Source organism: Myxococcus qinghaiensis, assembly GCF_024198215.1.
Lineage (GTDB): Bacteria > Myxococcota > Myxococcia > Myxococcales > Myxococcaceae > Myxococcus > Myxococcus qinghaiensis.
This window is the reverse complement of the sequence record NZ_JAKCFA010000032.1, coordinates 34,537-46,975: the sequence shown is the minus strand read 5'-3', so window position 1 is coordinate 46,975 and position 12,439 is coordinate 34,537. Positions and strand designations below refer to the sequence as shown.

Annotated in this window: 10 protein-coding genes; 6 read left to right on the top strand and 4 right to left on the bottom strand. The window is 70.3% G+C overall.

The window, feature by feature from the left end:
• Window positions 1-2 precede the first annotated feature (2 nt).
• Window positions 3-1,808 carry a PP2C family protein-serine/threonine phosphatase gene (locus tag LZ199_RS40585; protein WP_253999173.1) on the bottom strand — a complete coding sequence of 602 codons (1,806 nt, stop codon included), beginning with the start codon at window positions 1,806-1,808 and terminating at the stop codon, window positions 3-5.
• Between the two features lie 241 nt (window positions 1,809-2,049).
• Between LZ199_RS40585 and LZ199_RS40580 the strand changes: the two genes are divergently transcribed.
• From LZ199_RS40580 to LZ199_RS40565, 4 genes are all read left to right on the top strand, one after another.
• A complete protein-coding gene (locus LZ199_RS40580) occupies window positions 2,050-3,201 on the top strand; it encodes a M50 family metallopeptidase (RefSeq protein WP_253999172.1) in 1,152 nt (383 codons plus the stop codon).
• A 125-nt stretch (window positions 3,202-3,326) separates the two neighbouring features.
• Entirely contained in the window at window positions 3,327-4,334 is a 1,008-nt protein-coding gene (locus LZ199_RS40575) for a thiamine pyrophosphate-dependent dehydrogenase E1 component subunit alpha (RefSeq protein WP_253999171.1), read from the top strand.
• Window positions 4,335-4,337: 3 nt separating this feature from the next.
• On the top strand, window positions 4,338-5,396 hold the full coding sequence (locus LZ199_RS40570) for an alpha-ketoacid dehydrogenase subunit beta (RefSeq protein WP_253999170.1): 1,059 nt from the start codon (window positions 4,338-4,340) through the stop codon (window positions 5,394-5,396).
• A gap of 197 nt (window positions 5,397-5,593) precedes the next feature.
• Window positions 5,594-5,995, top strand: a complete 402-nt coding sequence (locus LZ199_RS40565) for a GNAT family N-acetyltransferase (RefSeq protein ID WP_240356299.1) — start codon at window positions 5,594-5,596, stop codon at window positions 5,993-5,995.
• Between the two features lie 30 nt (window positions 5,996-6,025).
• On the opposite strand, the gene LZ199_RS40560 is transcribed toward LZ199_RS40565, so the two are convergent.
• Window positions 6,026-6,394, bottom strand: a complete 369-nt coding sequence (locus LZ199_RS40560; RefSeq protein ID WP_253999169.1) for a TIGR02266 family protein — start codon at window positions 6,392-6,394, stop codon at window positions 6,026-6,028.
• Between the two features lie 193 nt (window positions 6,395-6,587).
• On the opposite strand from LZ199_RS40560, the gene LZ199_RS40555 reads away from it, so the two are divergent.
• Together LZ199_RS40555 and LZ199_RS40550 are read left to right on the top strand one after the other, a co-directional pair.
• Window positions 6,588-7,454, top strand: a complete 867-nt coding sequence (locus tag LZ199_RS40555) for a hypothetical protein (protein WP_253999168.1) — start codon at window positions 6,588-6,590, stop codon at window positions 7,452-7,454.
• A gap of 365 nt (window positions 7,455-7,819) precedes the next feature.
• Window positions 7,820-8,941, top strand: coding sequence for an SGNH/GDSL hydrolase family protein (locus LZ199_RS40550; RefSeq protein WP_323390257.1), 1,122 nt, complete (start codon window positions 7,820-7,822; stop codon window positions 8,939-8,941).
• A 34-nt stretch (window positions 8,942-8,975) separates the two neighbouring features.
• Here LZ199_RS40550 and LZ199_RS40545 read toward each other — a convergent pair whose 3' ends face one another.
• Both LZ199_RS40545 and LZ199_RS40540 read right to left on the bottom strand, forming a co-directional pair.
• Complete coding sequence (locus tag LZ199_RS40545) at window positions 8,976-9,683, bottom strand: hypothetical protein (RefSeq protein WP_253999166.1); 708 nt, start codon at window positions 9,681-9,683, stop codon at window positions 8,976-8,978.
• Window positions 9,684-9,709: 26 nt separating this feature from the next.
• Window positions 9,710-12,382: a phosphoenolpyruvate carboxylase gene (locus LZ199_RS40540; RefSeq protein ID WP_253999165.1), complete on the bottom strand. Its 2,673-nt coding sequence runs from the start codon at window positions 12,380-12,382 to the stop codon at window positions 9,710-9,712.
• Between the last annotated feature and the right edge of the window lie 57 nt (window positions 12,383-12,439).

The following is a 12,439-nucleotide window of genomic DNA, read 5'->3' as shown; positions in this document are numbered from 1 at the left end:
GGTCAGGCGGGGCTGTACTCGGCCACGACGACGGTGATGTCATCGCGCTGGGGCTGGCCCGCGCTGTACGCGCGGGCGTCCGCGAGCAGCGCGTCGCGCAGCGCCTCCGCGGACAGGTGGGCATGGGTTTGCACCGCCGCGGCCAGACGCTGGGTGCCGTACATGCGCCCCGTCCCATCCCGCGCCTCGGTGATGCCGTCGGTGTACCAGACGATGATGTCGCCCGGCCGGAGCTGCGCCTGGCGGGAGGTGAACTGCGACGTCACGGACGCGCCGAGCAGCGGCCCACGCGCGGGCAGCGAGGCCACCTGCCCGCTGTGCTTGTTGAAGACGAGCGGGCTGGGGTGCGCGCCCGCCGCGTAGTCCACCAGGCCGTTGGACACGTCGATGACGGCCAGGGAGCTGGACATCTGGTGCTCGCCGCGGCCCACGTTGGCCAGCGTCACGTTCAGCGCGGTGATGAGCATCTGCGCGTTGACCTCGGTGGGCTCGCGCAGCGTCATCGCGGACGCGAAGCCGCTGGTGGCGCTCGTGGCCACCAGCGAGGTGGACAGGCCATGGCCCGTCACGTCGCCAATGCCGATGACCACCCGCTGCTCGTCCAGCACCGCGCGAAACCACCAGTCGCCACCACACGCGTCGGCGGTGACGACGAGGCCGGCGATGCGCAGCGGCCCCACCTGCACGGCGTCACGGCCGGGCAGCAGCGTCTCCTGAACCGTGCGCGCCAGCGACACCTCGCGCTCCAGCTGGGCCTTGGCGCGCACGTCGTCGAGCAGCACCTTGATGCGCTCGGCCATGTGGTTGAACACCACGCCCAGCGTCTTCACCTCGCGGCCGGCGCCGCTGGCGGACTGGGTGCGCGCGCCCAGGTCTCCGGCGGCCAGCTGCATCACCTTGTGGGTGAGCACGCCCAACGGCCGGGTGATTCTTCGACTCTGGAACGCGGCGACCACGCCCGCCAGCACCACGAAGCCCAGCCCCAGGCCGAGCATGCGCACGGTGTTGGCCCTCACGGTGGCGCGCTTGTCGCGCTCCAGGACCTCCAGCTGCTCCTGGAGGGCGCGCAGCGAGTAGCTGATGACCACCAGCCCCTTGCCACTGGTGGAGCCGTAGTCGATGGGCTCCTGAATCTCGTACACGGCCTGGTTCCGGTAGAACGCCTGCACCAGCCGCTGCTCGGCGGCGCGTCCGCTGGGGGCGTTCTCGGGCGCCTCGGCCTCGGCGGGGGCGTCCGCGGCCTTCGGCTCGCTGTCCGCCATCACCAGGCCCTCCGGGTCGAGAATCTGGACGCGGAGGATGTTGGGGTTGGTGGAGACGATGGAGCCGGCCACGCCCTCCAGGAAGGCGTAGTTGTTGTCGCGCAGGTTGGTGACGGAGGTGAGCGCCAGCGTCTGGCCCACCGTCCGCCCCAGCTCGCGGGCCTGCTCCTGGATGCGCTCGGTGGAGCGGCGGGCGGTCTCCTCGAACTGGGACTGCGTCGACGCGACGGACAGCGCCGCGAGCAGGCCCACGATGACCACCACCAGCGCGGTCGTCGTGAGCAGGAGAATCTGGTCCAACCGGAGGCCGCGGATGGCGGCCACGTTGGGCAGCTCGCCCGCCTCCAGCGGAGCGATGAGCGTGCCCGTCGCCTCGACATGGGGCAGCCCGACGTTGGCGGTCAGCCGCGTGGCGGTGGACTCGCGGGTGCCGGTGATTTCCCGGGAGCCCGTCCGCTCGGCCTGCGGCGACGTGCCACCGGGGGACGTGCCCGGAGAGGTACCGGGCTCGGGTGTGGGGTTCAGACGCGTGTTCGTGCTGGACAAGGACACACCCGGAAGGCCACGCCAACGCGCGGCGGGGAGCGGGAAAGAGTGCCGACTCTAGCGCACTTCTCCTACTTCGCGAGACCTTGCCCCCACACCACGTCACGACGCGTCCCGGCCTGGGGACGTCCCTTGAGGTCGGGTGCGCGTGTTGGCCCGCTGGACACTTCACATCCGGTGCGATGCGGCCCCGGCCCTTCACCGCGCGTCCACGCGGGGCGTCCGTTAGCATCCCCGTCCCATGAGGCCCCACTTCCACGTGGATGGGTTTCCCGTCCGCGTCCATCCGCTCTTCTTCCTCACGACCCTGGCGACGGGTTGGGACTTCGCCTCCGAGCTGGGGAGCCTGGCGCTGTGGGTCGTGGTGGTGTTCGCCTCGGTGCTCCTCCACGAGCTGGGCCACGCGTGGGCGTACCGACGGTTCGGCTCTACCGCGAGCATCTCCCTGCACGGGATGGGCGGAACCGCGCAAGGCACGGACCGGCTCACGCACCGTCAGTCCGCGTGGGTGAGCTTCGCGGGCCCCGGGGTCGGCTTCCTGCTGGGCGGGCTGGTGTGGGGCACCTCGGTCCTCACGCCGCTGGGCGAGCAGGGCGGTCTGGTGGGTCTGGCGGTGAGACAGCTGCTCTGGGTGAACATCGGCTGGGGGCTCTTCAACCTGCTGCCCGTGCAGCCCCTGGATGGAGGCAACCTGCTCGCGTCGCTCGTGCGAGCGCGAAAGGGCTACCGATATGAGCGCGCCCTGCGCGTCATCGGCATCATCACGGCGATGGGGATGGTGGGACTCGCCATCTGGCAGCGCACCGTCTGGGTCGGAGTGATGGCCCTGATGTTCGGGGTGATGAATCTGGAGCAGCTGCGACAGCTCCCTCGAGAAGTCCCCTTCCAGCCCGCCTCGCCCCCTCGAAAGACGGCCACGCGACGCGCCTCCGTGGCGGGCGCCGTCACACTCGACGAACTGCTGGGCCGGGGCCCCCCTCCGCCCGCCGCCACCCTCACCGAGATTGGGGCCTCCGAGGCGATGGCCCCGGTCCTCGCCCGACGCGCGCCCGAGGACACTCGACACCAAGAGGAGCCCGAGGCCCCTCACGACCCGGCCGCGGTGGGCCAGCTCCTGCTGGACAGCGGCCTCGCGGGGATGGCGGTGAAGCCCCTCCAGGAGGCCTTCGCCCGGGCGCCCTCCCCTCGCGCCGGACACACGCTCGTCCTGGCGCTCCTGGAGACGGGCCGCACGGCGGAGCTGGGCGCGCTGCTCACCAGTCCCCGGTCCGCGCACCTCTCCTTGGAGACGCTGGGTGCCATCGAAGCGCGCGCTGGCGGAGACGAGGCGTTAACGGGCCGCGTCACGGTGCTGCGACGCGCCGCCGCTCCTAAGTTGGATGAGCAAGGCTGATTGCCGCGCCGCGCCACCGGGCCCTGTTTGAGTGGGGGGGCCGGCAGGAGGCCATCTGCAGGCTTGAGAAAAGGGGGCGCATCCGGGTTATAGGGGCGTCCCCTCCAGCCAGAGGAAGCCAGCGCGTGTCCAGACCCCGACTCATCAAAGAATCGTCCGCGCCGCTCCCGCTCGACAGGGAGCTGCTGGTCCGTATCCACGACCTCATGGTCAAAACGCGCGTCCTCGAGGAGCGCCTCATCCAGATGTACAAGCAGGGCCACGGCTACTTCTGGATTGGCGGCCCGGGCGAGGAGGCGTTCAACGTCCCGCTCGGCCTGCTGATGAAGAAGGGCCAGGGCCCCGAGTACGACTACCTCCACGCCCACTACCGCCAGTCCGGCACGCTGCTCGCCCTGGGCGAGGAGCCCATCGGCGCGCTGCGGCAGATGAAGAACACCGCGTCGGACCCGTACTCCGGTGGCCGCAACTTCGCGGGCCACTTCTCGCTGCGAAAGTACAACGTCGCCCCCGTCAGCTCCCCCATCGAGGTCCAGTACTCCATCGCACCGGGGACGGCCATGATGCAGAAGCGCGTGGGCGGTGACGCCATCACCATCGTCACCGGCGGCGACGCCGGCACGGCCGAGGGCGATTTCGCCACCTGCCTCATCTGGAGCAGCCGCCCCGCCAACCCGCTGCCGGTGCTCATCATCGTCACCAACAACAAGTGGGGCATCTCCACGTCGGCGGAGGGCCAGCACGGTGAGCCGCGCGTGAGTGAGCGCGGCAAGGCGTTCAACATCCGCTCGAAGACCATCAACGGCAATGACCCGGTGGAGGCGTACAACGAGCTGAAGGAGGCGATGGAGTACGTGCGCACCGAGCGCAAGCCGTTCCTCCTGGAGGCCAACGTGTCGCGCCTGTACGGGCACTCGTCCGCGTCCGGCGCCAACTACGTGTCCGAGGAGCTCGACTGCCTCAAGCAGTTCGAGACCCGGCTGGAGGCGGACGGCGTCCTGACGCGCCAGCAGATGGACGAGCTGCGCAACCGCTACACCGAGGACATGGCCGCCGCCGCCCGCATCGCCCGGGACGAGCCGCTGCCCGCCCCCGAGACCATCTGGAAGCACATCTTCGCGGAGGACAAGTAACCCATGGCCAACATGGCACAGGCCATTCGCATGGCCCTCCACTACGCCGAGGAGAACCTCGGTGTGACGGACATCTTCGGAGAGGACGTCGGCGCTCCGCTGGGCGGCGTCTTCACCTGCACGCAGGGCTTGAAGACGGCGTGGAACTCGCCCCTGGATGAGCGCGGCATCATCGGCGCGGCCATGGGAATCGCCCTGGGCGGGGGCCGGCCCGTCGCGGAGATTCAGTTCTGCGACTACGTCTACAACACCATCGACCTGCTCAAGCTGGCGGGCAACACCTGCTGGGCGAGCAACGGCGACTGGAACCTGCCCATGGTGGTGCGCACGCCGGTGGGCAGCGGCATCCGCGGGTCCATCTACCACTCGCACTCGTTCGACGCGACGATGACGCACATCCCCGGCTGGAAGGTGGTCATGCCCTCCACGCCGCTGGACGCGTACGGGCTGCTCATCTCCGCGTGCAAGGAACAGAACCCCGTCATGTTCCTGGAGCCCAAGGCGCTGCTGCGCGTGAAGGGCGACGAGCGCATCCCCGGCGAGCCGGACGATGACCGCGCGCTGTCGAAGATGATCGACGCGCCCCTGGGTGACCGCTCGCAGTGGAAGCCGCAGTGGCCCGCGGAGCTGGAGGCCTTCGCCATCCCCATCGGCAAGGGCAAGCTCCTGCGCGAGGGCACGCAGCTCACCGTCGTCAGCTACGGCCGCACCCTGCCCCTGTGCGCGCGCGCCGCGCAGACGCTCGCCGACGAGGGCATCAGCGTGGAGGTCATCGACCTGCGCTCGCTGTGGCCCTACGACTGGGAGATGATCAAGACCTCCGTCCAGAAGACGGGCCGCGTCCTGTTCGTCAACGAGGACACCGAAGTCACCAACTTCGGTGAGCACCTGCTGCGCCGCACGGTGGAGGAGCTCTTCTACTCGCTGCTCGCGCCGCCCCGCCTCGTGGCCGGCAAGTTCGTCCCCGGCATCGGCCTGGCCGACACGCTGGAGATGGCCTCCGTGCCCCAGCAGAACGACATCACCGACGCCCTGCGCTCACTCGCTGGCGAGCAGCCGTAAGCGTCGCACCCACAAGTACGCCGTGGTTCCCGCACCACGGAAAGTTCCGGGCCGCCGTTCCTCTTTGGAGGAGCGGCGGCCCTTTCGTTAGACTCCCAACTGCCTTGTCACAGCCAATCGTCCGGACCGTCACCCCCGCGGGTGCAGATGCTCCCGCCTTCCGCATTCGCCGCGCCCGTCGGGGCGACGCCGAGGCCATGGCCTTGCTGCTTCGCGAGCTGGGTTATCCACAGGGCACGGACCAGCAGACCGTGCACTGGGTGGTCAGCCATCCGGAGATTGAAATCTTCGTCGCGGGAGACCCGCAGGACAAACCCGTGGGCATGCTGTCGTTCTCCCACCGGCCGCAGCTGCGGCTGCGCGGGCGCGTGGCCACCATCGACGAGCTGGTGGTGACGGAGACCTGGCGCCGCCGAGGCGTGGGGCGCGCGCTCATCAAGCAGATCCTGGAGCGCTGCAAGGTGCTCAGCGCCCGTCAGCTCCAGCTCGTCTCGCCGATGACCATCACTCCGGAGGCGCGCAATTTCTATACGGCGTGCGGCTTCTCCGAAATCGACGCGGGCGTCTTCCGCCATGCGGAGACGGAGGGCGGCCGCTAGGGCCTGCCCCGTCTCGACTCCCGCCGGGTGTCAGCGCTTGAAGCTCTCCACCACCCGGTGGAGCCGCGCGCGGTCCTCGTCATTCACGTCCGTGAAGCGCACGCCAATGGCCTCCTCCTCATCGCGCACCCACGCGATGACGCCATTGAGATGGAACTCCTCGCCCGCGATGTCCATGGACAGCCGCACCTGCGAGCCCACGTCGTAGGCCTTGCGCGTGCGCAGGCACAGGCCACCCGCGGACACGTTGATGGAGAACACGCGCAGCGCTCGCGCGGCATCCGCCGTGTGCTCGAAGCGAACCGCGAACTTCGCCGCCACGCGCTCGTCGGCACGCCGGTTCGCGTACGCGGAAGGATCCCCTGGTGCCATCTCTGCTTCCGCCACCTTGCTAGTCATGTGCACCCGCTACCCCCTGGCCACTGCTGGCGACCCGCTGCCATCCCAACCTCAGGGATTCTGACGCGCCGAGCCACCCCTTGGGCATCGGTCATCCGGCAAGTGTCCGCTGCTTTCCAGGCACGATTCAAGAGGGTCCCCCAGAATGAAGTCCATCAGCTAAGTCCCCGCTGACTTCGATTGGGGAGCATGGATGCGCGCGTGGCTCGCGATGTTGACGGGGACCCTCTTCCTGGCGCTCTGGGCGCCCGGGTGTAGTGACGACAACAAGCCCGGTCCGAACAATGGCGACTCGGGGGTGCCTGGAGACCCGGACGGCGGCGGCGGGCCGACGGGAGATGGCGGGACGAATCCAGACTTCGCATGCAACGTCGCAAGGCAGGAAGGCTGTGGAACGGGCCAGAGCTGCCACTTCGCGGACCTGGGCGGCGGCAAGACGGGCAGCCGGTGCTTCGCTGCGGCGTGCGATGTCGTGCAGCAGAACTGCGCGCAGGGACAGCGCTGCACCTACGTGGGCGTGGGCGCGACGACGGAGCGGCGGTGCGTGGAGGCGGGCACGGGCGCGGAGGGCGCGCGGTGCACGCTGGCGGCGGCGGACGGCGGCGTCGAATACGACACGTGCGCGGCGGGCCTGTTCTGCAAGGACGAGCGGCAGGAGGACGGCGGCACGGGCTTCTTCTGTCGCCGGCTGTGCCACGCGACGACGCAGTGTGGAGACGCGGGCGAGTGCAACACGGTGCTGCGGCTGGCGGGCACGTCGGAGCTGCCGCTGCTATGCGGGCCGCGCTCGCAGGGGTGTGACCCCTTCGCGCAGGGCTGCACCGCGCCGCTGAGCTGCTATCCGTCCTCGTCCGGCCCCGTGTGCGCGGGCAGCGGCACGCACGGCACGGGCGAGGCGTGCGACTTCAGCAACCAGTGCGCGCCGGGCAGCGCGTGCGTGAATACGGGGCGAGGGCTCAACTGCCGGCCCCTGTGCCGGCCCTCGGGCTCGCCCGCATGCACCGCCGGGACGTGTCGTCCACTGAATGACAATCCAGGGGTGGGGGCCTGCATCCCCTGAAGCGCGGTGCCCACGCTGGGTAACTCCGTCGACCCAGCGGGCGCGCCGGGGGCCTCGCAAGGGCCGTAAGTGCGCACGCGAAGGAAATCCTGGCTCCGTCTCGCCCGGAGACCAGGGGGGCGTGCGCCGCGCGACTCGGGACTTGCGTGTGTGTTGGGTGGTCGTCGCGGGAATGCGCGGTGAGCATCGTGCGTCCTCGGGAGGGAGCGACGATGCGAATGTGGCGGACGTGGCTCGGAGTCCTGGCGTGTGTGGGGAGTGCGCAATGGGCGTGCGCTCCCAGCAGCGCTGATGACCCCGTATGGGAAGAGCCCTCTCAAGAAGAGCAGAGTGAGACCTCGAGCGCGCCGGACGCTTCCGTCGACGTGGCGCCAGCGCTCGTGCTGAACGACGAAGGCCAGGTGCGGACACTGCCCCCACCCTCGCCACCGCCGCTGCCGGCCATCGGCTTCCAGCCCGGCTTCCACCAGGCGCTGCGCTGGTCCTACAGCGTGAGCAGCGTCACGACGTTCCGGATGCGAGTGCCGGTGGCGCGCACTGGCGACCGGATACAGGTGACGTTCCGCTCCGGAGATGGAGCGCTCACGCTCCAGCGCGCCACCGTGGCTCGCGCGGGCGCGGACGGCTCGCTCCTGTCCACGCCCGTGCCCTTGAGCTTCGAGGGCAAGCCGGGCTTCTCCGCGGGGGCGCGCGCCCTCGTGACTTCGGACCCGGTGGCCTTTCCGATGAAGTTCCGGGATGACCTGGCCATCACCTTCGAGGTGCGAGGTGCACTGGCGGCCAGCGCCATCAACGCGTTCCCTGGCAGCTTCGCTCGGGTCGGCACCCACTCCCAGGCGATGACGGCGCTCGGCGGCGACACCTTCGAGCGCTCCGTGGGCGTGGCGACGGTGGACGTGGAAGGCCCCACGGGCCGGGCCTTCCTGGCCATGGGCGACAGCATCACCGAGGGCTACGTCGACCTGCGCAACGACACGCGCAATGCGTGGCCCGCGCTGGTGGAGTCGCAGCTCGGCGTGCCCGTGGTCAACGCGGGCGTCAGCGGCCAGGGCTTCTACGACGCGCTGATGCTGCTCGACGACGAGGTGCTCGCGGTGAAGGGCATCACCGACTGCCTGGTCCTCCTGGGCACCAACGACTTGGGCGACGCGGGCGCGGAGGAGCAGATGGAGACGCGGATGCTGCTGCTGGTGCAGCGGCTGGAGCCCTTCTGCCACGTCTGGGTGAGCACGCTCTTGCCGAAGGAGAAGACGAACTACGGCGCCTATGAGTACGTGAAGTCGCAGCGGCTCAGCTTCAACGCGTGGCTGCGCGCCGGAGGCACGGGCGCGGAGGTCATCGACCTGGAGTCGGTGATGCGACGCACGGGCAACGTGCACCTCTACCTGGAAGGGCTGGGCGTGGACGGCATCCACCCGAGCACCGAGGGCCACAAGGTGATGGCGGCCGAGGTGGTGCGCACCCTGCGCGAGCGCGGCCAGCTGTAGCCGCGCCCCCGTTTGAGTCAGTGCGGCGGCCCGCTCAGCGAGGACCGAGCACGCCGTGCAGCACGAGCAGCTCCGCCAGCCCCGGCGGAGTCAGCAGCCAGTCGTTCTCCGCGGGCACCCAGCGCACCGGCGCGCCCGCGGACTCCAGCAGCGCATTCACGCGCAGGAGCAACGGCGCGAACGTCGTCGCGGGCGCGTCCCAGTCCCCCTCGCCGACCTCGACCTCCACGCTTCCCGGGTCCAGGACGAAGGCGTTGCGCCCCTGCAGCGGCTTCACGGCGAAGCCCGGGAGGTAGGGCTGCATCGCCGCCTCCAGTCGCTCCAGCAGCGCGGCGTCCTTGAAGGGGTGGGACAGCTCCCAGTCAAAAAACGTCGGGAGCTGGGACAACAGCTCCTGGCGCAGCGGGTCCTCGCGGCTGTCGCGCCAGTGGTGCTCCGCCAGCTCCATGGCCGTGGCGGGGACCTTCAGCTCCCAGGGCTCCAGCTTCGCGAGCAGCTCGCCCATGCGCTCCACCAGCTCGTACGGAGGCTCCACGCGTGACACCCAGGCCACGTCCGCCACGGACTGCCCCCGCCGCTGGCCCGTCACCCGGTCTCCCGCGCGGAGCTGGAACGGCGGCGCGCCGGACTCCGGCTCTGGATAGAGGGGTGCGTTGAAGAGCCCCTCGCCCGAGTCCGGACGCAGCCGTGCGAAGCCGTGCTTCGGGTTGACGTCCTCCACCGTGAATGTGTCCCTGGCCATCCGTCGCCTCCTCGATGAAAGACGCCCTACCCCGTGTTGCGCATGCCGGCCGCGATACCGTTGAGCGACAGCAACAAGGGCCTGTCGCAGTCACTGGCGTTCTCGCGCTTGCGGCGCATCAGCTCCACCTGGAGGAAGGACATCGGGTCCACGTAGGGGTTGCGCAGGGAGATGGCGCGCTGGAGCTGGGGGTTGTGGTCCAGCAGCCGGGCCTCTCCCGTCAGGCGCTTCACCTGCCGACGCGTGCGCCGATGCTCCTGTTGAATCATGCGCCACAGCGGACGCGTGGAAGTAGGAGCGAGCGCCGCGTAGCGCCCCGCGATGGCCATGTCCGACTTGGCCAGCACCATGGTGACGTTGTCGATGACGGCCTTGAAGAAGGGCCACTGGCGGTACATGCGCTTGAGCAGCGCGGGCCCTCCGGGCTCCTTCGCGAAAGCCTCCAGCGCGGAGCCCACGCCATACCAGCCGGGGATGATGGCCCGGTTCTGCGTCCAGGCGAACACCCATGGAATCGCGCGCAGCGACTCCAGGCCTCCCGCCTTGCGCTTGCTGGGGCGCGAGCCGATGGGCAGCGCGGAGATCTCCTCCACCGGCGTCGCGGCGGTGAAGAGCTCCAGGAACCGGGGGTCTTCCCACACCAGGGCGCGGTATGCCTTGCGGCCCGTCTCCGCCAGCGTGTCGAACGCGGTGCGGAACTCCTTCTCGTCCTCGGGCGTCGGGCGCGGCTGCGCATCCAGCAGGTGCGGCAGCACTCCACCGACGATGAGCTCCAGCGTGCGGCGGGCCAGCTCCGGGCGCGCGTACTTGTGGTCCAGCGCCTCGCCCTGCTCCGTGGCCTTGTAGCCACCGGCCACCGCGCCCGGGGGCAGCGCGAGGATGGCCTCCTGCGCCGGGCCTCCACCGCGCGCCACCGACTCACCTCGTCCATGGAACAGCCGCAGCGGGACTCCCGCCTCGCGCGCTGCCTCGGTGAGCGCCACCTGCGCGCGATAGAGCGCGGCGCTGGCGGCCAGCAGGCCCACCTCCTTGCCGGAGTCGCTGTAGCCGACCATGACCTCCTGCGCGCCGCGGGCATCGACGTGCTTCCGGTACTCGGGATGCGCGAAGAGCGTTCGCAGCACGTCCGGCCCGGAGTCCAGCGCGCCCAACTGCTCGAACAGGGGCACCACGTCCACGGTGGCGCAGCCGCGCGCGGCGTCCCACAGGCCCGCGTGCTTGATGCAGCGGAAGGCCGCGAGCACGTCCTCGGCGGTGCTCGCCATGCTGAGGATGAGGGTGCGGCAGGCGGGCTCACCCGCCTCGGACTGGGCCTCGCGCAGCTTCTCCAGCACCGCGAGCAGGCGCTTTCCACCTTCCGACGGTGGGGGACCACCCTCCTCCAGCGAGGCCGCCGCGCTCACCGCGTCCTCGGCCGGCACACGCGCCTCCAGCTCGGCCAGGGCCAGGCCCAGCGCGCACACCCGCTCGCGCATGCGTCGCACCTGACGGAGTCCCGCGTTGCCGGCCTTCGCCTCCGTGAGCGAGCGCGCCAGCAAATCCAGGTCGGCCAGCAGGGCCTCCGGCGTCCGGTACGCGCTCTCGGGCATGGCCCCCGATTCTCCGGTGCGCTGGGCCAGCACGTGGCGCAGGGCCTGGTTCAGCCGCTCCTCCATGAAGCGCAGCTTGCGGCGCCAGGGCTCGCCCACGGTGCGCGGCCCCAGGCGTTGCTCGGCCTCGGGAAGCTGCGCCGCATCGCGCGCCAGCGAGGCGAGCAGCTCCTGCGACGGCTTCGCGTGCCGGTCCGACTGCGAGAGCATTCCGCCCAGGCGCTCCAGGCCCTGAATCAAGAGCCGCAGCCCGCGAGCACGGTGCGCGCGCAGCGTGTCGCCAAAGACTTCGGGCGTCACCAGCGGGTTGCCATCCATGTCCCCGCCCACCCACGAGTGGACGCGCACCGGCGTGTCCACCTGCCCCAGCGGCTCGCCATAGGCGCGCTCGAAGGCCCACTCCAGCACCTCGGGCAGCTCCGAGAGCTGCTCAGCGAGCACCTCCTCCACGTACCAGAGGATGTTCTTCACCTCGTCGCCCACGGTGGGCCGCTCGCGGCGCAGCTCATCCGTCTGCCACAGCGTGGTGATCTCCTCGCGGAGGGACTCGACGTTGTCGGCGCTCTCCCGAGGGGTGAGCTCACAGCGGTCTCGCTCCTCGAGCAGCCCCGCCATCCGGTAGAGCTTCTCCAGCAGCGTGCGGCGCACGGCCTGCGTGGGATGCGCGGTGAGCGTCAGCGTCACCTGCATCTTTTGGAGCGCCTCGCGCACGCGTGACGCGGGGATGCCCGCGTCCTTGAGTGACAGCAGCGTCGCCTCCAGCGAGCCTCGCTGAGGGCTGGGGGACTCGGCGCCGGCGTGGGCTCGGGCGCGGCGGATGCGATGGTGCTGCTCGGCCAGGTTGACCAGCTGGAAGTAGACAGAGAAGGCGCGAAGCACGGGCTCGGCCTGCTCCAGGGGCAGGCGTTTCAGGATGTCCGCCAGCTCGGCCGCGGAGGCACGTCGCCCCGGCACCGGGCCCCGTCGCCGCTGAATGGCCAGCCGGCGCACCTCTTCCTCCAGGTCGAACAGCTCCTGCCCTTCCTGCTCGACGAGCACTTCTCCCAACAGCCGCCCCAGCAGGCGGACATCACGACGAAGCGGCTGATCCACGGCGCGCATACGAGCCATATGACGTGGACCGTAACCGCTTCCGCCAAGGTTCGCGCGGGCAATGTCCGGGCACCC